23 protein-coding genes and 1 tRNA gene are annotated in these 20,232 nt (G+C 63.5%); 11 read left to right on the top strand and 13 right to left on the bottom strand.

Going from position 1 to position 20,232, the window contains the following annotated elements; translation table 11 throughout:
• Nucleotides 1-36 precede the first annotated feature (36 nt).
• Nucleotides 37-1,149 carry a tetratricopeptide repeat protein gene (locus AC0L3J_RS03125; protein ID WP_473345892.1) on the top strand — a complete coding sequence of 371 codons (1,113 nt, stop codon included), beginning with the start codon at nucleotides 37-39 and terminating at the stop codon, nucleotides 1,147-1,149.
• 51 nt (nucleotides 1,150-1,200) lie between these two features.
• On the opposite strand, the gene AC0L3J_RS03120 is transcribed toward AC0L3J_RS03125, so the two are convergent.
• The 10 genes from AC0L3J_RS03120 to AC0L3J_RS03075 form a co-directional block, all read right to left on the bottom strand.
• Nucleotides 1,201-1,695 carry a PIN domain-containing protein gene (locus tag AC0L3J_RS03120; RefSeq protein ID WP_473345890.1) on the bottom strand — a complete coding sequence of 165 codons (495 nt, stop codon included), beginning with the start codon at nucleotides 1,693-1,695 and terminating at the stop codon, nucleotides 1,201-1,203.
• Nucleotides 1,692-1,985 (bottom strand): type II toxin-antitoxin system Phd/YefM family antitoxin, encoded by a 294-nt coding sequence (locus AC0L3J_RS03115; protein WP_473345889.1) that lies wholly within the window; start codon nucleotides 1,983-1,985, stop codon nucleotides 1,692-1,694. The genes AC0L3J_RS03120 and AC0L3J_RS03115 overlap by 4 nt, the downstream gene beginning before the upstream one ends.
• A gap of 125 nt (nucleotides 1,986-2,110) precedes the next feature.
• The gene (locus AC0L3J_RS03110) at nucleotides 2,111-2,383 is read right to left on the bottom strand and encodes a BQ00720 family protein (protein ID WP_284274347.1); all 273 of its coding nucleotides are present in this window, start codon (nucleotides 2,381-2,383) and stop codon (nucleotides 2,111-2,113) included.
• A gap of 51 nt (nucleotides 2,384-2,434) precedes the next feature.
• Nucleotides 2,435-2,860 (bottom strand): Hsp20 family protein, encoded by a 426-nt coding sequence (locus AC0L3J_RS03105; protein WP_007598583.1) that lies wholly within the window; start codon nucleotides 2,858-2,860, stop codon nucleotides 2,435-2,437.
• 340 nt (nucleotides 2,861-3,200) lie between these two features.
• Nucleotides 3,201-4,280, bottom strand: coding sequence for a sn-glycerol-3-phosphate import ATP-binding protein UgpC (locus AC0L3J_RS03100; RefSeq protein WP_473345888.1), 1,080 nt, complete (start codon nucleotides 4,278-4,280; stop codon nucleotides 3,201-3,203).
• A 5-nt stretch (nucleotides 4,281-4,285) separates the two neighbouring features.
• Nucleotides 4,286-5,134 (bottom strand): sn-glycerol-3-phosphate ABC transporter permease UgpE, encoded by an 849-nt coding sequence (gene ugpE, locus AC0L3J_RS03095; RefSeq protein WP_211395093.1) that lies wholly within the window; start codon nucleotides 5,132-5,134, stop codon nucleotides 4,286-4,288.
• Entirely contained in the window at nucleotides 5,134-6,015 is an 882-nt protein-coding gene (gene ugpA / locus AC0L3J_RS03090) for a sn-glycerol-3-phosphate ABC transporter permease UgpA (RefSeq protein WP_354200327.1), read from the bottom strand. Before ugpA ends, ugpE begins: the two co-directional genes overlap by 1 nt.
• 47 nt (nucleotides 6,016-6,062) lie before the next feature.
• Nucleotides 6,063-7,379, bottom strand: coding sequence for a sn-glycerol-3-phosphate ABC transporter substrate-binding protein UgpB (gene ugpB / locus AC0L3J_RS03085; protein WP_473345887.1), 1,317 nt, complete (start codon nucleotides 7,377-7,379; stop codon nucleotides 6,063-6,065).
• Nucleotides 7,380-7,610: 231 nt separating this feature from the next.
• Entirely contained in the window at nucleotides 7,611-8,828 is a 1,218-nt protein-coding gene (locus AC0L3J_RS03080; RefSeq protein ID WP_473345886.1) for a CaiB/BaiF CoA transferase family protein, read from the bottom strand.
• Between the two features lie 174 nt (nucleotides 8,829-9,002).
• Nucleotides 9,003-9,428 (bottom strand): organic hydroperoxide resistance protein, encoded by a 426-nt coding sequence (locus AC0L3J_RS03075; protein WP_007598424.1) that lies wholly within the window; start codon nucleotides 9,426-9,428, stop codon nucleotides 9,003-9,005.
• 154 nt (nucleotides 9,429-9,582) lie between these two features.
• Between AC0L3J_RS03075 and AC0L3J_RS03070 the strand changes: the two genes are divergently transcribed.
• Nucleotides 9,583-10,044, top strand: a complete 462-nt coding sequence (locus AC0L3J_RS03070) for a MarR family winged helix-turn-helix transcriptional regulator (protein WP_473345885.1) — start codon at nucleotides 9,583-9,585, stop codon at nucleotides 10,042-10,044.
• Between the two features lie 2 nt (nucleotides 10,045-10,046).
• Here the strand turns inward: AC0L3J_RS03070 and AC0L3J_RS03065 are convergent, their stop codons facing one another.
• The 3 genes from AC0L3J_RS03065 to AC0L3J_RS03055 form a co-directional block, all read right to left on the bottom strand.
• Nucleotides 10,047-10,283, bottom strand: coding sequence for a GIY-YIG nuclease family protein (locus AC0L3J_RS03065; RefSeq protein ID WP_473345884.1), 237 nt, complete (start codon nucleotides 10,281-10,283; stop codon nucleotides 10,047-10,049).
• A gap of 161 nt (nucleotides 10,284-10,444) precedes the next feature.
• Nucleotides 10,445-10,520: transfer RNA gene (locus tag AC0L3J_RS03060), tRNA-Ala, on the bottom strand.
• Between the two features lie 66 nt (nucleotides 10,521-10,586).
• On the bottom strand, nucleotides 10,587-10,997 hold the full coding sequence (locus AC0L3J_RS03055) for a TIGR02300 family protein (protein WP_007598417.1): 411 nt from the start codon (nucleotides 10,995-10,997) through the stop codon (nucleotides 10,587-10,589).
• Nucleotides 10,998-11,109: 112 nt separating this feature from the next.
• Between AC0L3J_RS03055 and aroA the strand changes: the two genes are divergently transcribed.
• The 9 genes from aroA to trpA all read left to right on the top strand — a co-directional run bounded on the left by aroA (nucleotide 11,110) and on the right by trpA (nucleotide 20,121).
• Nucleotides 11,110-12,507 carry a 3-phosphoshikimate 1-carboxyvinyltransferase gene (aroA, locus tag AC0L3J_RS03050; RefSeq protein ID WP_473345883.1) on the top strand — a complete coding sequence of 466 codons (1,398 nt, stop codon included), beginning with the start codon at nucleotides 11,110-11,112 and terminating at the stop codon, nucleotides 12,505-12,507.
• The gene (gene cmk, locus AC0L3J_RS03045; RefSeq protein ID WP_027514724.1) at nucleotides 12,504-13,142 is read left to right on the top strand and encodes a (d)CMP kinase; all 639 of its coding nucleotides are present in this window, start codon (nucleotides 12,504-12,506) and stop codon (nucleotides 13,140-13,142) included. Before aroA ends, cmk begins: the two co-directional genes overlap by 4 nt.
• 266 nt (nucleotides 13,143-13,408) lie before the next feature.
• Nucleotides 13,409-15,115, top strand: coding sequence for a 30S ribosomal protein S1 (gene rpsA, locus AC0L3J_RS03040; RefSeq protein ID WP_027566167.1), 1,707 nt, complete (start codon nucleotides 13,409-13,411; stop codon nucleotides 15,113-15,115).
• Nucleotides 15,116-15,398: 283 nt separating this feature from the next.
• Nucleotides 15,399-16,379 (top strand): signal peptide peptidase SppA, encoded by a 981-nt coding sequence (gene sppA / locus AC0L3J_RS03035; protein ID WP_473345882.1) that lies wholly within the window; start codon nucleotides 15,399-15,401, stop codon nucleotides 16,377-16,379.
• Nucleotides 16,380-16,551: 172 nt separating this feature from the next.
• On the top strand, nucleotides 16,552-16,857 hold the full coding sequence (locus AC0L3J_RS03030; RefSeq protein ID WP_007598410.1) for an integration host factor subunit beta: 306 nt from the start codon (nucleotides 16,552-16,554) through the stop codon (nucleotides 16,855-16,857).
• 71 nt (nucleotides 16,858-16,928) lie between these two features.
• Complete coding sequence (locus AC0L3J_RS03025) at nucleotides 16,929-17,321, top strand: lipopolysaccharide assembly protein LapA domain-containing protein (protein ID WP_473345881.1); 393 nt, start codon at nucleotides 16,929-16,931, stop codon at nucleotides 17,319-17,321.
• 81 nt (nucleotides 17,322-17,402) lie between these two features.
• Nucleotides 17,403-18,074: a phosphoribosylanthranilate isomerase gene (locus tag AC0L3J_RS03020; protein WP_473345879.1), complete on the top strand. Its 672-nt coding sequence runs from the start codon at nucleotides 17,403-17,405 to the stop codon at nucleotides 18,072-18,074.
• Complete coding sequence (gene trpB / locus AC0L3J_RS03015; RefSeq protein ID WP_473345878.1) at nucleotides 18,071-19,288, top strand: tryptophan synthase subunit beta; 1,218 nt, start codon at nucleotides 18,071-18,073, stop codon at nucleotides 19,286-19,288. The genes AC0L3J_RS03020 and trpB overlap by 4 nt, the downstream gene beginning before the upstream one ends.
• Nucleotides 19,285-20,121: a tryptophan synthase subunit alpha gene (gene trpA / locus AC0L3J_RS03010; RefSeq protein ID WP_473345877.1), complete on the top strand. Its 837-nt coding sequence runs from the start codon at nucleotides 19,285-19,287 to the stop codon at nucleotides 20,119-20,121. The genes trpB and trpA overlap by 4 nt, the downstream gene beginning before the upstream one ends.
• Nucleotides 20,122-20,232: the final 111 nt, after the last annotated feature.

Below are 20,232 nucleotides of genomic sequence, written 5' to 3'. Positions count from 1 at the left end.
CCTCTCCGGCACGTTTCGGGGCGGGGATTTTTCAAGATGATTTGCGGTTCGATCGGGCGGGTTTTCGGTCTGCTTTGCTCCGCCACCATTATCGCCACCGCCGTGGCCCGCGCCGACGAGGCGTCCAACGATCGCGTCATCGCGGAGAAGACCGAGATCATTGCAGCCGACCCAACCAATGCGGTCGCTTACGAGCTGCGCGGCGAAGCCTACTATATCAAGCACGACTGGAATCGGGCCTTCGAGGATTGCAGCGCCGCGATCCGGATCGATCCGAATTTCGGGCGGGCCTATAATTGCCGCGGTCGCGCCTATTCTGCCAAAGGCGATCGCGATCACGCCATGATCGACTACAACGAGGCCATTCGCCTCGACCCAAATTATGGGCCGTCCTACACCTCGCGCGCCGAGGGCTATTTCAGCAGGGGCGATTTCGATCGCGCGATCGCCGACTTCACCGAGGCCATCGAACGCAGCCCCAAGCAGGCTTACCGTGCGCTCGTCATGCGAGGGGAGGCGTATGCAGCGAAGGGCGACACCGATCACGCCGTCGCCGATTACAGTGAGGCGATGCAGCGCAATCCGGCCGCCGCCTGGCCCTACGAGTTGCGAAGCACCATTCGCTCCCACAAGGGCGAGATCGATGCAGCTCTGGACGATTGCGACAGCGCCGTCCGCCTGGAACCCGGAAATGCCGGCGGCCACTACTGCCGGGCCATGGTGTTCCTGAAGAAGGACGATGCCGACAGCACCATCCGGGAACTGGATGACGTGACGAGGATGAGACCGTCTTTCGCAAAGGCCTATCTCGTTCGCGGCGTCGTCCTGCACGGAAAGGGCGACGACAAACGCGCCCTTGCCGATTTCGACGAAGTAATCCGATTACAGCCGGGGAATTGGGAGGCCTACAACAGTCGCGCCGGTCTGTTTCGGGACATCGGACAGCACGATCGCGCGCTCGGCGACTACAACGAGGCGATCCGGCTCGATCCGAACAGCCAGCTCGCCCTGGTCAATCGTGCCCTCCTCTACATGATGATGTCCGACCCAAAACATGCGCGCGCGGATTTCAACAGCGTGCTCGCGCTGCCACTGAGCGACAAATGGGCCGTGGACACGGCGCGCGAAGGACTCGGCTTTGTGAAGTGATCGCGGAGCCGGGGCCGCCATCTTCCGTGGGGCTTGGGACGATCTGCTTTGCTACAAACTCGACATCGCTTCGAGAGTCACGGGTGGCCGCATGAGCGTCTCGTCGCCGTGGCAGTAGAATTTGTGCGTCCACGGATCAAACACCGGCACGCGCGCTTCGACGAATTCGTCGATATCACGTGTAACAACAATCAGATCCTGTAGCGCGGCGATAGCCGCGATGAACAAGTCAGGCTGCCCGAACGTATGGCGGCGCTTGCGGCCCTCGACGACCATCGTTTTCCACCGCACGATGACATCTTCGGTGATGGGAAGAACCCGCCCCGCAAACAGCGGTCGCAGCGTGTTGTCTAACCACGATCGAAGGTCTGCGCGTCTGGTGGGATCGGACAGTTGTTCGATGCCGTAGACGATTTCGGCGAAGGTGACCTCGGTGACATAGAGATCACCGCCGTTTTGGCTGGCGACAAAATCGGCAACGTCAGGATTGGGTTTGGGCCGGCGTAGTTCCGAAACCACACTGGTATCGAGCAGCCATCCTCTCAAAGCTCGACGTCCCGAACTTTGGATTTGATCGTCAGGCGTTCAAATTCCACATCGCCCAACGGCGATTTGGCAAGGACCGAAACGATGTCGCGGCCGCTCACGGGACGTTGGAGGCGATCGAATTCCTCTGCCGCGATAATGACCGCGGCGTCCTTCCCGTGCAGCGTAACGCGCTGCGGTCCGGTGCGTTGGGCCTCCCTGACGATCTGGCTGAGGTGAGTCTTCGCATCCTGAAGGCTCCATCGCCCGGATTGGGGGCGCTTCTTCGACGAGGGACCCTTTGTCGACATGCTGTGCCTTCTGGTCGGATCAACCAGAATTTAGAGTATCCGAATTCGGCCGTCAAAGCAAAACGGGCACACCTTCCTGCGAAGGCATGCCCGCTTAAAACTCTATTCGTGCGACGTGCGCGTGCTCAGTGCACGCTCACCGCTTGCAGCTCGTTGCTCCAGGCGTTGGCGATCGCGGCTTCGCGGCTGTCGGTCAGCATGATCGGCGTGCCGTCGGCGGCGTGGAGCGCGAAGAGCTTGAGGCCCGGCGCGATCTTCGGCGCTTCGGGAAACAGGCCCGGCACATCTTCGGATCGGATCTGCTTCACATAGGCGATATGGCCTTCGCCGAGGGTTGCCAGCGTCTCTGCCGAGACGTTCTTGGCTTCGTATTCGAACGCAACGTGACCTTCACTCATGGTCTCGACTCCTTCACAGAAACTAAGCGGTCGAGTCCGCTACTCGTTCCATTATTCGTGCTCATTGATAGCGATTGTCTTAACGATCCTCTCCGGTTCCGGCCGGGCAAGATCGATCGCCAGCAATCCGTTCTTCAGATCCGCACCCAGCACCAGCATCCCCTCCGCCAGCACGAAGGTGCGCTGGAAGTGGCGCGCGGCGATGCCGCGATGGATGTATTGCCGGGTCTTGTCGTCCTGCTGCCGTCCGCGAATGACGAGCTGGTTTTCCTCAATGGTTACATCGAGTTGGTCGCGGGTGAATCCGGCGACCGCCAGCGTGATTCGCAAACGCTCGGGCTGGCCCTCCGACCGGTCGCACCTCTCGATATTGTAGGGAGGGTAACCGTCGGCACCTTTGACGACCCGATCGAGCACGCGCTCGATCTCGTCGAAGCCCAGAAGGAACGGACTGGAAAGCGTGGGAACACGAGACATAGTTTACAAAGTCCTCTCGAAGCGACTTTGGTGCATCAGGGCCCGTACAGGCACCCCTTGATCAGCAATATGGGCATATCCGCGTGTGGGTTCAAGGACGTAGCCGGGGGCTGTGGATGGGCCATTTCCGCTTACGTGCACCGTTGCTTCCGCATCGTCATGGCCGGGCTTGTCCCGGCCATCCACGACCTTTACTCGCGCGTGAAGAACGTGGATGCCCGGGACAAGCCCGGGCATGACGACGAGTTAGCCGGCCGAATTCTCTCAACGAAAACAAACCCCCTTCTACTGTGCATGGGGTTGTTTTCGCGCTTTTTGAGAGATCGACCTGCGGAACCGGTCAGGCCTCGATCCGCGTCCGTCCGTCGCCGCTGAACAGATGCAGCTTTTGGCGCATTGCTGCGACGCGGATCTTCTCGCCGATCGGCGGTGCCTCGGAGCCGGGAATGCGGACGATGACCTCGCCAGGCGGCAGTTCGCCGGGATTGGCGGCGATGCGCTGCTCGTCCTGAGCCCGCGTGCCGTAGACGAAGGTTTCGGCGCCGACGCGCTCGATCGCTTCCACGGTGAGCGGGAGCGCGACGCCGCCGGCAGGGGTCTGGTCGGTGATGACGAAATCCTCCGGGCGGATGCCGAGGATGCCGGCGTCGGTGCTGCCGAGCTGCGACTTGATCTCGTCGGCGCGGATCGACATCAGGTTCATCGGCGGCGCGCCGATGAAGGAGGCGACGAAGGTCGTTGCCGGCTTCTCGTAGATTGCGAGCGGATTGCCGACCTGCTCGACCTGGCCGCCATTCATCACCACGAGAATGTCGGCGAGCGTCATCGCCTCGAGCTGGTCGTGGGTGACGTAGATCGACGTCGTGTTGAGCCGGCGCTGCAATTTGCGGATCTCGACCCGCATCGCGATGCGGAGCTTTGCGTCGAGGTTGGACAGCGGCTCGTCGAACAGAAACACCTTGGGCTGGCGCACGATGGCGCGGCCCATGGCGACGCGCTGGCGCTGGCCACCGGAGAGCTGGCGCGGCTTGCGCTCCAGCATCGACGTGAGCTCGAGCACGCGCGCGGCTTCATCGACGCGGGTCTTGACCTCGGCCTCCTTCATGCCGCGGTTGCGCAGGCCGTAGGCCATGTTGTTGAAGACGCTCATATGCGGATAGAGCGCGTAGTTCTGGAACACCATCGCGATGTCGCGGTGGGCGGGCTCGATCTGGTTGACGATGCGGCCGCCGATGTCGATCTCGCCGCCGGTGACGGTTTCGAGCCCTGCGACCATGCGCAGCAATGTCGACTTGCCGCAGCCGGAGGGCCCGACCAGCACGCAGAATTGTCCGTCGCCGACATCGACGTTGACGCCCTTGATGGCTTCGAAGCCGCCGGGGTAGGTTTTGCGGACGTTGCGCAGGGTGACGTTAGCCATGGGATTTACTTTTCCGTCTCCACGAGTCCGCGCACGAACAATTTCTGCATCACGACGACGACGAACACCGGCGGCAGCATCGCAAGCACGGCGGTCGCCATCACGATCGGCCATTCGGTCAGCGCGTCGGTGGTGGTGATCATCTTGCGGATGCCGACCTGGATGGTCTGCATGTCGTCACGGGTGGTGATCAGCAGCGGCCAGAGATATTGATTCCAGCCGAGGATGAAGAGGATCACGAACAGCGCCGCCATATTGGTGCGCGACAGCGGCAGCAGCGTATCCCAGAAGAAGCGCAGGGGACCGGCGCCGTCGATGCGCGAGGCCTCCAGCAGCTCGTCCGGCACCGTCATGAAGAACTGGCGAAACAGCAGCGTCGCGGTGGCCGAGGCGATCAGCGGCAGCGACAGGCCCGCATAGCTGTCGAGCATATGCAGATCGGCGACGATCTTGTAGGTCGGATAGATGCGGACCTCGACCGGCAGCATCAGGGTGATGAAGATGATCCAGAAGATCGGCATCCGGAACGGAAAGCGGAAATAGACGATCGCATAGGCCGAGATGATCGAGATCGCGATCTTGCCGACCGCGATCAGCAGCGCCATCACCAGCGAGTTCAGCATCATGTTGCCGACGGGCTCGCGGGTCGAGCCGCTCGTGCCGACGAAAATGGTCTGGTAGTAGACCTCGAAGAAATGACCGCCCGGCAGCAGCGACATCTGCCCGTTGGCGATCAGCGCGTTGTCCTGGGTCGAGGCGACGAACGCGATGTAGACCGGGAAGGCGACGATCGCGATCCCGATCCAGAGGATGATGTGGGCGACGTAGCGCCGGAAGCCCTCTTCCTCGACCATCAGTAGGTCACCTTGCGTTCGACGAACCGGAACTGGATTCCGGTGAGCACGATGACCATGACCATCAGGATCACCGACTGCGCGGCCGAGCTGCCGAGATTGCCGCCGAGCAGGCCGTCGGAATAGACCTTGTAGACCAGCGTGACCGTCGACGTTCCGGGACCGCCGCGGGTCATGGTGTCGATGATGCCGAACGTGTCGAAGAAGGCGTAGACGATGTTGACCACCAGCAGGAAGAAGATGGTCGGCGACAGCAGCGGGAAAGTCACGGTCCAGAACCGCCGCATCGGGCGCGCGCCGTCGATTGCGGCGGCCTCGAACACGCTCTTCGGGATCGCCTGCAGGCCGGCGAGGAAGAACAGGAAATTATAGGAGATCTGCTTCCACGCGGCGGCGAGGATGATCAGCGCCGCGGCCTGGTCGCCGTCGAGCAGCGGATTCCAGTCGATGCCCATGTTGCGCAGATAGCGCGAGAGCACGCCGAGCGAGGGATGCAGCATGAAGATCCAGAGCACGCCGACCACGGGCGGCGCCACCGCATAGGGCCAGATCAGCAGCGTGCGGTAGAGCATCGAGCCACGCAGCGGCTTGTCCGCCATCACGGCGAGCAGCAGCGCGAAGGACAGCGACGAGACGGCGATGGCGAACGAGAAGAAGAACGTTCGGACGATTGCCTCGAAATAGGCCGCGTCCTTGAACAGCTCGATGTAATTCTCGAACCAGACAAAGGTGGTCGACAGCCCAAACGCATCCTGGAGCAGGAAGGACTGGATCACCGCCTGCAGGGCCGGCCAATAGAAGAAAATCAGGACGATCGCGAGCTGCGGCGCAACCAGCGCGTACGGTAACAGCCTTGACTGGAAAATGGCTTGCTTTTGCATGATGCCAGCAGAGCGGCAGGCCGGGTCGCGGCCTGCCGCTCATTGCCTCACTTGACGGCGGTCTTTTCGAACTGCCGCAGCATCGTGTTGCCGCGCTCGACGGCGGCATCCAGCGCCTGCTTGGCGGTCTTCTTGCCGGCCAGCGCCTGTTCGATCTCTTCCGACCAGACGTCACGGAGCTGCACCATGTTGCCGAGGCGCAGACCGCGCGAATTCTCGGTCGGCTCCTTGTTGGTCAACTCGAGCAGCGGCGTCTCGAGATAGGGCTGATCCTTGTAGAAGCCCTCTTCCTTGGCCTTGGCGTAGGCCGCCTTGGTGATCGGCAGGTAGCCGGAGGCCTTGTGGATATAGACCTGGCGATCGGTGTCCGAGAGGAAGGTCAGGAATTTTGCGACGCCCTTGTATTCCTCGGCCGATTTGCCGCCCATTACCCACAGCGAAGCGCCGCCGATGATCGAGTTCTGCGGCGCGCCCTTGACGTCCGGATAATACGGCATCGGCACGGCGGTGAAGGCGAACTTGGCCTGCGCCTTGACGTTGCCGAAGAACGCCGAGGAGGTCAGGTAGAGCGGGCATTCGCCCGAGGTGAAGCGACCTTCGCCGGTGTTGGTGCGGCCCGCATAGTCGTAGGTCTTGGTCTTCTGCAGCTCGACCAGGGTTTCGAGATGCTTGACCTGAAGCGGTCCATTGAACTCGAGCACGGTGTCGAAGCCGTCGAGGCCGTTGGCCTTGCTGGCGAGCGGCACGTTGTGCCAGGCCGAGAGCTGCTCGAGATTGACCCAGGTGACCCAGGAGCCGGAGAAACCGCAGGTGTCGTGACCGGCAGCCTTCAGCTTCTTGGCGGCCTCGAACGTTTCGGGCCAGGTCTTCGGGATCTCCACGTTCGCCTTCTTCAGCTCGTCGAGGTTCACCCACATCACGGTCGAGGACGAGTTGAAGGGGAACGACAGCATCTCGCCCTTCGACGTCGAATAATAGCCGGTGATGGCGGGCAGGTAGATCTTGGGATCGAACTTCTCGCCGGCGTCGGCCATCAGCTTGTAGACGGGCTTCACGGCGCCGGTCGCGGCCATCATGGTCGCGGTGCCGACTTCGAACACCTGCATGATGTGCGGAGCGTTGCCGGCGCGGAACGCCGCGATGCCGGCGTTCATCGTATCGGGATAGTTGCCCTTGTAGGTCGGGATCACCTTGTAGTCGCTCTGCGACGCGTTGAAATCGGTGGCGAGCTTGACGATGACGTCGTTGTTGGCGCCGGTCATCGCGTGCCACCACTGGATTTCGGTCGCGGCCAAGGCCGGCGAGGCCGATAGTCCAACCGTGAGCGCAATAGCGGCAGCCGCTCCAAAGTGTCTAAGAGCCATCAAGTAAACCTCCCTTGGCCGTTCTCTTGGGCCGTCAAAAATGATCGCTTGCGCTAGCAGCGCCATATGACGTTCACATGACTGTGTAAGCGGCCGAAACGAAAGCGGCAAGCGCGGCAAAAGGGAAGTCGTCAAATAGGCGAATGCCGCGCGCGCAGCGTCCTCCGTTCGCGGTGCACAGAGCGCCCGCGCCGCAGTGCGGCATTGCCGTCGGATGTGGAAGGCGAGGCGCTAGCGCTTGCGCTCGGGTCCGCAGACCGTGCCCTGCTCGACCATCGCGTCGATCTCGGAGCTGGAGTAGCCGAATTCGCCCAGCACCTCGGCCGCGTGCTGGCTGAATTTCGGCGGCAGGCGACGCAGGCTCGGCTTGCTGCGATCGAGCCGGATCGGCGACGCCACGCCCTTGTACCAATCCTTCTCGATGATATCGCCGCGGGCGATCGTGTGCGGGTTGGTCAACGCCTGGTCGATCTTCTGCACGGGGCCTGCGGGCAGGCCGGCGGCGAGCAGGCGATTGCACAGCGGCTCGGCCTCGTGCTGGCTGAACACGGCGGCGAGCTCGGCGCGCAGTGCTTCGCGATTGGCGATGCGGTCCTTGTTGCGGGCAAAGCGCGGATCGGTGCCGAGCTCGGGCTTGCCGATCTCCTTGGCGAGCTTGCGGAAGGTGCCGTCATTGCCAACGCCGATGAAGATGTTGTCGGTCTTGGTCGGGAAGATCGCATAAGGCACGAGGTTGGGATGCTCGTTGCCGGTGAGCGCCGGCGGCTTGCCATGCATGAAATAATTCGCGGTGTGCGGATGCATGATGGCGAGACCGGTCTCGTACAGCGTGGTCTCCAGGAACTGGCCCTGGCCCGAGCGCTGCCGCTCCGACAGCGCCATCAGGATCCCGATCGCCGCATAAAGGCCGGTGCCGATGTCGACCAGCGGCACGCCGATGCGCATCGGTCCGCTCTCGGGCGAGCCCGTCGCCGCGATCATGCCGGTCATGGCCTGGATGATGGCGTCATAGCCGGGATTGCCGCCGCGCGGGCCGTCGGCGCCGAAGCCGCAGATCCGGCAATGCACGAGGCGCGGGAATTTCTCGCGCAACACCTCGTTGCCGATGCCCCATTTCTCCAGCGTGCCCGGCTTGAAGTTCTCGATCAGGACGTCGGCACTCTCCAGCATCTTGAGCAGTACGGTCCGGCCGCCCTCGGAGGCGAGGTCGAGGCCGATCGAGCGCTTGTTGCGGTTGATGCCGATGAAATAGGCCGCGTCTTCTTCGTGGAAGGGAGGGCCCCAATCGCGCACCTCGTCACCTGCGGGCGGCTCGACCTTGATCACGTCGGCGCCATGGTCGGCGAGGATCTGGGTGCAATAGGGACCGCCGAGCACGCGCGTGAGATCGATCACGCGCAGGCCGCTCATTGCGCCCGTGGCGGCTCCAGAACTGGCGGCTTCAGTCATGCCTTCGCGTCCCCTGTGTCGATGTGATCACAGGCCTAACGAGGTTCGTCCGAGCCGGCAATGGCTTCCCGCGTAGGGTGTCATGCAGACCGCTCGCCGCAATCCCGCGGGATGGCAAATCAAGGAAAGCGGCCGGTCCGAGGGCATCCCGGGCCAGCCGCTTCAGCTAGCCAATCAGACGACCGTCAGGCGAACGTCGACATTGCCGCGCGTCGCGTTGGAATACGGGCACACCTGGTGCGCCTTCTCGACCAGCGCCTCGGCTTCCGCGCGGGCGAGGCCCGGCAGCGAGACGGCGAGGTCGATGTCGAGACCGAAGCCGCCGGCCGCGCGCGGGCCGATGCCGACGGTCGAGGTCACGGAGGCGTCGGCCGGAACCTTGGGGCCGCCCTGCGAGGACACGAACTTCATCGCGCCGATGAAGCAGGCGGCATAGCCTGCCGCAAACAGCTGCTCGGGATTGTTGCCGGCACCGCCTCCGCCGCCGAGTTCCTTCGGCGTGGTGAGCTTGACGTCGAGCGCGCCGTCGAGGGTCGCAGCATGGCCGTCGCGGCCGCCGGTGGCCTTTGCGCTGGTCTTGTAAAGGACGTTCACTGACATTTTCGTCTCCCTGTGTTTTTCGGGTGGGCTAGGATCCTTATCGCAAACAATTAGATTGTGCGCAATTGAAATTATGGGGCCTCACATTTAATTGTTCGCAATTGAATATGCCGCCGGCCGGCCCCAGAATGGAGCAAGTCCTGTGAGATTCTCCATGCCCCGGAAACATTCGGCAGCGGACGCGCCGCTGCGCCTCGAAAACCAGATCTGCTTCGCGGTCTATTCGGCCGCGCATGCCTTCAACCGCGTCTACAAGCCGCTGCTGGACCGGCTCGGCCTGACCTATCCGCAATATCTGGTGATGCTGGTGCTGTGGGAGCGCGACGACGTGCCGGTCAAGGACATCGGCGAAAAGCTGCACCTGGATTCGGGTACGCTGACGCCGCTGCTCAAGCGGCTCGAGGCGGCCCATCTCGTCAAGCGCACGCGCTCGAGCGAAGACGAACGTCAGGTGCTGATCGCATTGACCGCGCAGGGCCAAGCCTTGAAGGACAAGGCGCGCGCCGTGCCGCAATCGATCCTGGCGGCGTCGGACTGCTCGGTCTCGGAACTGGTCGCGATGAAGGACGAGATTGTGGCGTTGCGTGACAGGTTGAATGCGGTGATCGGGGAGTAGGATTAGAGGTGCTTCTTCGCGAAAGCGCGACCCGAACCAGATTTCAGATATCGCTCGAAGGCGACAGCGCGTGCCGCGTCATCAAACGCGAAATAGGTCCGAATTCGCCAAGGCCCGTACTTCGACGTGTGTGGCACCTCGCCGGCGTTATGCTTTGCCAAACGGGCTCGTAAGTCGTCGGTGATGCGAACGTAGAAGTGCTCGGAATCAAGGCTTTCGAGGATATAGACGTACTTCATTCCGCTTCCTCCCTGAAGGCAGGATAGCAGTTCCCGGGCGCCATAAGGTGCTTGCTTCGTCCGCCGTCGCCCTTCGGGCTATGGCGGGACAGCCTTCGCTCACTTCGCTACGAGGGACTTCCCGGGCTTGCCGAGCCGTAGCTGGCGAAGCCAGCGAAGGCTGGTGGAGCCAGGCGGGATCGAACCGCCGACCTCTTGCATGCCATGCAAGCGCTCTCCCAGCTGAGCTATGGCCCCTTAACCGTCCGACGCGCCTTGGGCGACGCGTCGGGAAAGACCCAGAACCACAGTTCTGGAATTATCTCAAGTCTCTTCGTCACCGCCGACATCACCAATGATGTCGGTGACGTCCTCATCGCCTTCTTCGTCGTCGGCGATAAAGGTCGAATCATCGTCGTCATCGTCCTCGATGGTCTCATCGACTTCGATGTCGTCCTCGGATTCGGGCACGACGGCCTTGACCTTGCCGGTGTTCTCCTCCGCATCGGCCTCCTCGAGCGAGACCTCCTCGACCTCCGCCGGCTCCGGCGTGGCGTCGGCGGCAGCGGCTGCGTGGCGGGCTTCGGCGCCGCGGGGTGCGCGAGCCGGCGCGATGGGCGCGATCGGCACGACTTCACCGGTATAGGGCGAGATCACCGGATTCTTGTTGAGGTCATAGAACTTTTTGCCCGTGGTCGGGCAAATACGTTTAGTTCCGAGTTCGGACTTGGCCACGGCAGAGGAATCCTGGAAATGTCTGAAAAGCGGTGCTTCACTTGGCTAGTTGGCGGCCCGCTGTCAATAGCGCATTGCGGGAGAACGACATGCCCGTGACGGCGGGGGGACCATGTGGTACCTGCCCCGCGAGTCCCGCAGGGACGTTTCGGGCCTATCCAAGGACACAAACTTGACCGATTCCGACAAGCCGACGCCGCTCCAATCGCGCGCCAGCGGTCCCCTGACCGGGAAAGTACGGGTGCCCGGAGACAAGTCGATCTCCCACCGTGCCCTCATCCTCGGCGCGCTCGCGGTCGGAGAGACGCGGATTTCGGGCCTCCTGGAGGGCGAGGACGTCCTTAACACCGCCAAATCCATGCAGGCGCTTGGCGCCAAGGTCGAGCGCACGGGAGATTTCGCCTGGAAGGTGAACGGCGTGGGTGTCGCGGGCTTCGCGGAGCCCAAAGCGCCGCTGGATTTCGGCAACTCCGGCACCGGCTGCCGGCTCGTCATGGGCGCCGTCGCCGGCTGCCCGATCTCTGCGATTTTCGACGGCGATGCCTCGCTGCGCACCCGGCCGATGCGCCGGATCCTGGACCCGCTGGAAAAGATGGGTGCGAAGGTCGTCGCCGGCGGCGAGGGCGGCCGTCTGCCGCTGACCGTCCAGGGTGCGCGCGATCCGCTGCCGATCACCTACAAGACGCCGGTGGCCTCGGCTCAGATCAAATCCGCCGTGCTGCTCGCGGGCCTGGCCGCGCCGGGCACCACCACCGTCATCGAGACCGAGGCCAGTCGCGACCACACCGAGCTGATGCTCAAGCATTTCGGCGCCGAGATCAGCTCGGTGCGGGAAGGTCAGCACGGCCGCCGTATCACGCTCGTAGGGCAGCCTGAGCTGCATGGCGCCAATGTCGTCGTGCCCGCCGATCCCTCGTCGGCGGCGTTCCCCATCGTTGCTGCGCTGATCGTCGAAGGCTCCGACCTCGTCCTGTCCGATGTCATGACCAATCCGCTGCGCACCGGTCTTTTCACCACGCTGCGCGAAATGGGTGCCTCGATCGAGGAAAGCGAAGTTCGCGGCGACGCCGGCGAGCCGATGGCAAAGCTGCGCGTACGCGCCTCGAAACTGCGCGGTGTCGAGGTGCCGCCGGAGCGCGCACCGTCGATGATCGACGAATATCTGGTGCTGGCGGTGGCGGCCGCCTTTGCCGAGGGCACGACCATCATGCGCGGCCTCCAGGAGCTGCGCGTCAAGGAATCCGACCGTCTCGAAGCCACTGCCGCCATGCTCCGGGTCAACGGCGTCAAGGTCGAGGTCTCCGGCGACGATTTGATCGTCGAAGGCCGCGGCCACGTTCCCGGCGGTGGCGTTGTGGCCACCCACATGGACCATCGCATCGCGATGTCCGCGCTGGTGATGGGCTGCGCGTCGGACCAGCCGGTGACCGTCGACGACACCGCCTTCATCGCCACCAGTTTTCCGGATTTCATCCCGATGATGCGTTCGCTTGGGGCCGATTTTTCATGATCATCGCCATCGACGGGCCCGCGGCGTCGGGCAAGGGCACGCTCGGCAAGCGTCTTGCCCACCATTACGGCTACCGTCATCTTGATACCGGCGTGATCTATCGCGCGGTGGCCTATTCCCTGATGCAGTCCGGTCATGATCTCCGGGACGAGGCAGCGGCGGTCGCTGCGGCGCTGGAACTCGATCCCGAGAAGTTCGGCAATCCCGCCCTGAAGACCCAGAAGGCCGGCGAGGGCGCCTCCATCGTCTCGGCGATCCCAAGGGTGCGCGAGGCCCTGGTCAGCTTTCAGCGGCAATTCGCCGCCGATCCGCCCGGCGCCGTGCTCGACGGTCGGGATATTGGAACGGTGATCTGCCCCCATGCCGACGTGAAGATCTTCGTCGTGGCCGACCCCAAGGTCCGCGCCCGCCGCCGGACCATGGAGGCCAAGGCGCGGGGCGAGGAGGCCGACGAGGCGGCCGTGCTCGCCGACATCATCCAGCGCGACGAACGCGATAAGAACCGGGCGATCGCGCCCCTGAAGCCGGCCGCGGATGCTTACTTGCTAGATAACTCCCAACTGGATATAGAAGGCGGCGTCCGGGCCGCCATCGACATTATCGAGGCCGTCCGAGCGGGCCGGTCGCGGGGTTAAGCCGCTGCCGTCATTGGAGGAAGCGCCCGCTCCCGCTCTTTGAGGTCGATACTCTCGGTCCCCGCTCGGGCCGACGCGATCCAGGTTCCGGACAAAAGATTTCCACGTATCGAATGCGCGGGCCTCAGCCGGCCCGCTTCCGCTGTTCCGCCCCCCAGGTCGGAGCAGCGAGCGGTCGCTCGAAGGTTCTGCGGACCTTCCGACACTGCGCGTACGATGCGCCCTAGAACCCAACGGCCGGCACGACATCCGCAACTGGAGAACAAATGGCTTCGACTTCTGCTGATACCTATAGCCCGTCGCGCGACGATTTCGCCGCGATGCTCGACGAGTCCTTCGCAGGCGGCAACCTGCAGGAAAGCTCAGTCATCAAGGGCAAGGTTGTTGCAATCGAAAAGGACATGGCCGTCATCGACGTCGGCCTGAAGACCGAGGGCCGCGTTGCCCTGCGCGAATTTTCCGGCCCCGGCCGTGACAGCGAGCTCAAGGTCGGCGACGAGGTGGAAGTGTTCCTCGATCGGATCGAGAACGCCCTCGGCGAAGCCGTGCTGTCGCGCGACAAGGCGCGCCGCGAAGAGAGCTGGGGCAAGCTCGAGAAGGCCTTCCAGAACAACGAGAAGGTCAACGGCGTCATCTTCAACCAGGTCAAGGGCGGCTTCACCGTCGACCTCGACGGTGCCGTGGCCTTCCTGCCGCGTTCGCAGGTCGACATCCGTCCGATCCGCGACGTTGCGCCGCTGATGAACAACTCGCAGCCGTTCCAGATCCTCAAGATGGACCGTCGCCGCGGCAACATCGTCGTGTCGCGCCGCACGGTTCTCGAAGAGACCCGCGCCGAGCAGCGTCAGGAGCTGGTGCAGAACCTCGAAGAGGGTCAGGTCATCGACGGCGTGGTCAAGAACATCACCGATTACGGTGCGTTCGTTGATCTCGGCGGCATCGACGGTCTGCTGCACGTCACCGATATCGCGTGGCGCCGCGTCAACCATCCGACCGAGGTGCTCTCGATCGGCCAGACCGTGAAGGTCAAGATCATCAAGATCAACCACGAGACGCACCGCATCTCGCTGGGCATGAAGCAGCTGTTGGACGATCCGTGGCAGGGCATCGAAGCCAAGTACCCGCTGGGTGCCCGCTTCACCGGTCGCGTCACCAACATCACCGACTACGGCGCGTTCGTCGAGCTCGAGCCGGGCATCGAAGGCCTGATCCACGTCTCCGAGATGTCGTGGACCAAGAAGAACATGCACCCCGGCAAGATCGTTTCGACCTCGCAGGAAGTCGAAGTGCAGGTGCTGGAAGTTGATTCCGTCAAGCGCCGCATCTCGCTCGGCCTCAAGCAGACCATGCGCAACCCGTGGGAGGTCTTCGTCGAAGGTCACCCGACCGGTTCGACGGTCGAGGGCGAGGTCAAGAACAAGACCGAGTTCGGTCTGTTCCTGGGCCTCGAGGGCGACGTCGACGGCATGGTCCATCTCTCCGACCTCGACTGGAAGCAGCCGGGCGAACAGGTGATCGACAACTACAAGAAGGGCGACATGGTGAAGGCCGTGGTGCTCGATGTGGACGTCGAGAAGGAGCGCATCTCGCTTGGCATCAAGCAGCTCGAAGGCGACCCCTTCGCCGAGCCGGGCGATGTCAAGAAGGGTGCGGTCGTGACCTGCGAAGTGATCGAAGTGAAGGAGAGCGGCATCGAGGTGAAGATCACCGGTACCGACTTCACCACTTTCGTGAAGCGCTCGGAGCTCGCCCGTGACCGCAACGATCAGCGCGCCGAACGTTTCGCCGTCGGCGAGAAGGTCGATGCCCGCGTGATCCAGTTCGACAAGAAGGCCCGCAAGGTCCAGGTGTCGATCAAGGCGCTCGAAGTCGCCGAAGAGAAGGAAGCCATCGCGCAGTACGGCTCCTCCGATTCGGGGGCGACGCTCGGCGACATCCTCGGCACCGCGCTCAAGAACCGCGACACCAAGTAAGCGAAACGCAGGTTTCGCTGCATCAAAGCCCCGGCGCAAGCCGGGGCTTTTTTTGTTGTTGAGGCCGTAGCCCGGATGGAGCGAAAGCGAAATCCGGGATTCGTGCGGCCGGCGGGATTGTCCCGGATTGCGCTCCGCTCCATCCGGGCTACGGACTCCAATCGGGCTACGCCGCAGCCGGCCTTGTTTTCTTCTAATTGCGCCGCAATTGATGTATCCAGATAAGCCAATGCTGACGCTGCGACGGCACAACGCGCTTGGCCTTTCATTTGGAGATATTGAGATGTCGCTCGATTCGGACATCATCGTCGATCGCCGCAGGATCCGCCGCAAGCTGACGTTCTGGCGCGTATTGGCCGCACTGATCGCGATCGCCGCGATCGCAGGCTTCGCGCTGGTCGCGACGCCGGGTGCGCGCGGCACGTTCGCGTCCGCCGGCTCGATCGCACGGGTCCAGATCGATGGCCTGATCCGCAGCGATTCCGATCGCACGCAGGCGCTCGAACGGCTGGAGAATTCGCAGGCTGCCGCCGTCATCGTTCACGTCAACTCGCCGGGCGGTACCACCGCCGGCTCCGAGCAGCTCTATGATTCGCTTGTACGGCTGAAGGCAAAGAAGCCGCTCGTCGTGGTCGTCGAAGGCCTCGCCGCCTCCGGCGGCTACATCACCGCGATCGCGAGCGATCACATCATCGCCCAGCAGAGCTCGCTGGTCGGCTCGATCGGCGTGCTGTTCCAGTTTCCGAACGTCTCGGAGCTGTTGAAGACCGTCGGCGTCAAGGTCGAGGAGGTAAAATCCACGCCGCTGAAGGCCGCGCCCAACGGTTTCGAGCCGACCAGCCCCGAGGCACGGGCGGCGCTCGATGCGCTGGTGAAGGATTCCTATGCCTGGTTCAAGGGATTGGTGAAGGAACGGCGTGGCATGGATGACACGCAGCTCGAGAAAGTGGTTGATGGCCGTGTCTTCACCGGACGCCAGGCCATCGATCTCAAGCTGATCGATCAGATCGGCGACGAGAAGACCGCGGTGACCTGGCTGGTCGAGCAGAAGGGCGTCAAGAAGGGGCTCTCCGTGCGCGATTACAAGCTGCAGCCACGCTTCAGCGATCTGCCGTTCCTCAAGGCGGCGGCCGCAGTGACGCTGGAAGCACTGGGTTTAGGCTCGATTGCGCATCAAATCGCGCAAACCGGCGTCGTGCAGGCGATCGATCGGCTCGGAATGGATGGGATGCTGGCTTTGTGGCAGCCGGCGGCGTCGAACTGACCGGAACCGGGCGAGCCCCAGAGGTTTTTCCCGTTCGGCGCGTGCAGGGCCAGCCCGCTTTTTCGGCATTTGTCACGTATTTTCACGACGCTCAACCTTCATTTAGCGTCTTGACAGATCACGGTATTTTCACGGAAATGGTCGTCCGCACGCTCCCGGGTCCTATCTCTCGATGATCAAATCCGAACTTGTTCAGCGTATCGCCGAGCACAACCCGCATCTGTACCAGCGGGATGTCGAGAACATTGTGAATGCGATTCTCGAAGAGATCGTAGCGGCTCTCGCGCGCGGTGACCGCGTCGAGTTGCGCGGCTTCGGTGCCTTCTCGGTCAAGCATCGCCCTGCACGCGCAGGGCGCAATCCGCGCACCGGCGCCCATGTGCCTGTCGATCAGAAGAGCGTTCCGTTCTTCAAGACCGGCAAGGAAATGCGCGAACGGCTGAATCGCGACCATCCGGATCCAGGCGCGCCAGACTGAGGTTCACCTCAGGGTTTCCCGCGGTCGCCAGCGATGCGGCCGCAAGCTTGATTCAAGGCGAGCGAGCCGAGATGCGAAAATTCCTGACCGCGCTGGTCGTGATTCCGCTGGGCCTGGTCCTGATGGTCTTTGCCGTCGCCAACCGGCATTTCGTCACGGTCTCGTTCGATCCCTTCGTTTCCAACGACCCGTCATTCTCGGTCACGCTACCGCTGTTCCTGCTCCTGATCGTGGTGGCCGCGCTCGGGGTGGTCGCGGGCGGTTGTGCCGTCTGGTTGGGCCAGCGGCACTGGCGGCGTGCGGCGCGCCGGCATGACGCGGATGCCCGGGCCGCGCGAGGCGAGCTGGCTGATCTGCGGGCCCAGTCTGCCGCAGCAAGGCCCGAGGCCCAGCGCCTCCCCGTTCCCTCCGGTGTGGGGCTTTACGGGCCCGTCGGGCGAGACAAGCAGCGCGCGACGTTGTAGAAGCGGCCGCAACCGAAAAGCCCGTCTTCCGGCCGCGGACCTGCGGCCTCCATTTGCTTTGAGCCCATATCCGTCGAGAACATGTCCCTGCTCGTCAAAATCTGCGGCCTGTCCACGCCCGAGACGCTCGAAACGGCGCTCGATGCGGGTGCCGACATGGTGGGATTCGTGTTCTTCCCGCCGTCGCCGCGGGATTTGTCGCTGGAAGCCGGCCGGGAGCTCGGCCGGCAGGTGAAGCGGCGCGCGCTCAAGGTCGCGCTCACCGTCGATGCCGACGATGCGACGCTCGACAACATCATGGACGCGCTGTCGCCGGACATTTTCCAGCTTCATGGCACGGAGAGCGTGGCCCGGCTGCGCGACATCAGGCAACGGTTCGATCGCCCGGTGATGAAGGTCGTGCCGGTCGCGACCTCAGCCGATCTCGCCGTGCTGCCCGGTTACGCAGAGGTTGCCGAACGCATCCTGTTCGACGCGCGCGCACCGAAGGACGCAACGCGGCCGGGCGGCCTCGGTGCACCGTTCGATTGGCATCTGCTCGGAAACCTGGAGCTCGCGTTGCCGTATATGGTCTCGGGCGGCCTCAGCGCCGACAACGTCGCCGAGGCCGTTCGCGTCACCCGCGCCGGCGGTGTCGATGTCTCCTCCGGTGTCGAGAGCGCCCCGGGCGTGAAAGACCCCGAGATGATCAAGGCCTTCATTCGCGCCGCGCGCGCAAGCCAAGATGCAAGTCAAGAGTTGAGCGTCCGATGAATGTTGTAAAACCAAATTCCTATCGCAGCGGCCCCGACGAGCGCGGCCATTTCGGCATTTTCGGCGGACGCTTCGTTGCCGAAACCCTGATGCCGCTGATCCTCGATCTGGAGAAAGCCTACACCGAGGCCAAGGCCGACCCGGCCTTCCAGACCGAGATGAACGGCTATCTCAAGAATTACGTCGGCCGGCCTTCGCCGCTCTATTTCGCCGAGCGTCTGACCGAGCATCTGGGCGGCGCGAAAATCTACCTCAAGCGCGAAGAGCTCAACCACACCGGCTCGCACAAGGTGAACAACGTGCTCGGCCAGATCATGCTGGCGCGGCGCATGGGCAAGAAGCGCATCATCGCCGAGACCGGCGCCGGCCAGCACGGTGTTGCCACCGCGACGCTGTGTGCGCGCTTCGGCCTGGAATGTATCGTGTACATGGGCGCCGTCGACGTCGAGCGGCAGCAGCCCAACGTCATCCGCATGGAGATGCTGGGCGCGACGGTCATTCCAGTGCAGTCGGGCACGCGCACGCTGAAGGATGCCATGAACGAGGCGCTGCGCGACTGGGTCACCAACGTGCACAACACGTTCTATTGCATCGGCACGGTCGCAGGGCCCCATCCCTATCCGACGCTGGTGCGCGACTTCCAGTCGATCATCGGCAACGAGACCAAGGTGCAGATGCAGGAGATCGAAGGCCGCCTGCCCGACTCGCTGGTCGCCTGCATCGGCGGCGGCTCCAACGCGATGGGCCTGTTTCATCCGTTCCTCGACGATTCCACCGTCGAGATCTTCGGCGTCGAAGCTGCGGGCCACGGGCTGACACAACTGCATGCGGCGTCGATAGCCGGCGGCCGTCCGGGCGTGCTGCACGGCAACCGCACCTATCTGCTGATGGATGCGGACGGCCAGATCCAGGACGCGCATTCGATCTCCGCCGGGCTCGATTATCCCGGCATCGGCCCCGAGCACTCCTGGCTGCACGAGATCGGCCGCGTGAACTATCTCTCCGCGACCGACGACGAGGCGCTCGCGGCGTTCCAGCTGCTGTCGAAGCTGGAAGGCATCATCCCCGCGCTCGAACCGGCACATGCCATCGCCAAGGTGATGGAGCTCGCGCCGAAGCGGACCAAAGATCACCTGATGGTCGTCAACCTCTCCGGCCGCGGCGACAAGGACGTCCCGCAGGTCGGCGACATCCTGAGGGGCAAGAGCAAGTGACCACGCGTATCGACACCCGTTTCGCCGAGCTGAAGAAAGCCGGTCGCGCGGCCTTCGTCACCTTCGTGATGGCCGGCGATCCCGATCCGGCGACCTCGCTGGAAATCATCAAGGCGCTGCCGAAAGCGGGCGCCGACGTGATCGAACTCGGCATGCCCTTCACCGATCCGATGGCCGACGGTCCCTCGATCCAGGCGGCCGGCCTGCGCGCGCTCAAGGCCGGCATGACGCTGAAGAAGACGCTCGATCTCGTGCGCGGCTTCCGCAAGGACGACAACACCACGCCGGTCGTGCTGATGGGCTACTACAACCCGATCTACATCTATGGCGTCGACAAATTCCTGATCGATGCGAAGAGTGCCGGCATCGACGGCCTCATCATCGTCGACCTGCCGCCGGAGGAGGACGACGAGCTCTGCCTGCCCGCGATGAAGGCCGGCCTCAATTTCATCCGCCTGGCGACGCCGACCACCGACGACAAGCGACTGCCGGCCGTGCTCGCCAACACCTCGGGCTTTGTCTACTACGTTGCGATCACCGGCATCACCGGCGCGGCGGCCGCGGACTCCACGGCCGTCGGCGAGGCCGTTATCCGCATCAAGCGGCACACCAAGCTGCCGGTCTGCGTCGGATTCGGTATCCGCACGCCGGAGAATGCCCGCGCGATTGCCTCGCATGCCAATGGCGCCGTAGTCGGCACGGCGCTGGTCGACGCCCTCAAGAACAGCCTCGATGCGGACGGGCACGCCACCGGCAAAACCGTCAATGCCGTCGCCGAGTTGACGGCGGCACTGGCCCAGGGCGTCAAGGGCGCGCAACAGGCGGCGGAATAGGCCATAATTCCGCTGCCAAGTCCGACGAGCAAGTCCGACGAGCAAGGCGGACGATCCGGCGGCTTGCCGGGCCGGGTCCCGGCCGCCATATATCCTTCAGGTGGTCCCCAG

It is taken from the genome of Bradyrhizobium sp. Kon37 (assembly GCF_055807535.1).
The sequence above is the reverse complement of the archived record's forward strand: the minus strand, read 5'-3'. Positions and strand labels throughout refer to the sequence as shown.

Coding starts and splice junctions, on each gene's coding strand:
- rpsA (WP_027566167.1), top strand. CDS start 13,409: ATGGCTTCGACTTCTGCTGATACCTATAGCCCGTCGCGCGACGATTTC.
- ugpA (WP_354200327.1), bottom strand. CDS start 6,015: ATGCAAAAGCAAGCCATTTTCCAGTCAAGGCTGTTACCGTACGCGCTG.
- AC0L3J_RS03100 (WP_473345888.1), bottom strand. CDS start 4,280: ATGGCTAACGTCACCCTGCGCAACGTCCGCAAAACCTACCCCGGCGGC.
- aroA (WP_473345883.1), top strand. CDS start 11,110: ATGTGGTACCTGCCCCGCGAGTCCCGCAGGGACGTTTCGGGCCTATCC.
- AC0L3J_RS03115 (WP_473345889.1), bottom strand. CDS start 1,985: ATGTCGACAAAGGGTCCCTCGTCGAAGAAGCGCCCCCAATCCGGGCGA.
- AC0L3J_RS03020 (WP_473345879.1), top strand. CDS start 17,403: ATGTCCCTGCTCGTCAAAATCTGCGGCCTGTCCACGCCCGAGACGCTC.
- AC0L3J_RS03025 (WP_473345881.1), top strand. CDS start 16,929: ATGCGAAAATTCCTGACCGCGCTGGTCGTGATTCCGCTGGGCCTGGTC.
- AC0L3J_RS03070 (WP_473345885.1), top strand. CDS start 9,583: ATGCCCCGGAAACATTCGGCAGCGGACGCGCCGCTGCGCCTCGAAAAC.
- AC0L3J_RS03030 (WP_007598410.1), top strand. CDS start 16,552: ATGATCAAATCCGAACTTGTTCAGCGTATCGCCGAGCACAACCCGCAT.
- AC0L3J_RS03080 (WP_473345886.1), bottom strand. CDS start 8,828: ATGACTGAAGCCGCCAGTTCTGGAGCCGCCACGGGCGCAATGAGCGGC.
- sppA (WP_473345882.1), top strand. CDS start 15,399: ATGTCGCTCGATTCGGACATCATCGTCGATCGCCGCAGGATCCGCCGC.
- cmk (WP_027514724.1), top strand. CDS start 12,504: ATGATCATCGCCATCGACGGGCCCGCGGCGTCGGGCAAGGGCACGCTC.
- ugpE (WP_211395093.1), bottom strand. CDS start 5,134: ATGGTCGAGGAAGAGGGCTTCCGGCGCTACGTCGCCCACATCATCCTC.
- AC0L3J_RS03125 (WP_473345892.1), top strand. CDS start 37: ATGATTTGCGGTTCGATCGGGCGGGTTTTCGGTCTGCTTTGCTCCGCC.
- AC0L3J_RS03105 (WP_007598583.1), bottom strand. CDS start 2,860: ATGTCTCGTGTTCCCACGCTTTCCAGTCCGTTCCTTCTGGGCTTCGAC.
- AC0L3J_RS03075 (WP_007598424.1), bottom strand. CDS start 9,428: ATGTCAGTGAACGTCCTTTACAAGACCAGCGCAAAGGCCACCGGCGGC.
- trpB (WP_473345878.1), top strand. CDS start 18,071: ATGAATGTTGTAAAACCAAATTCCTATCGCAGCGGCCCCGACGAGCGC.
- AC0L3J_RS03065 (WP_473345884.1), bottom strand. CDS start 10,283: ATGAAGTACGTCTATATCCTCGAAAGCCTTGATTCCGAGCACTTCTAC.
- ugpB (WP_473345887.1), bottom strand. CDS start 7,379: ATGGCTCTTAGACACTTTGGAGCGGCTGCCGCTATTGCGCTCACGGTT.
- AC0L3J_RS03110 (WP_284274347.1), bottom strand. CDS start 2,383: ATGAGTGAAGGTCACGTTGCGTTCGAATACGAAGCCAAGAACGTCTCG.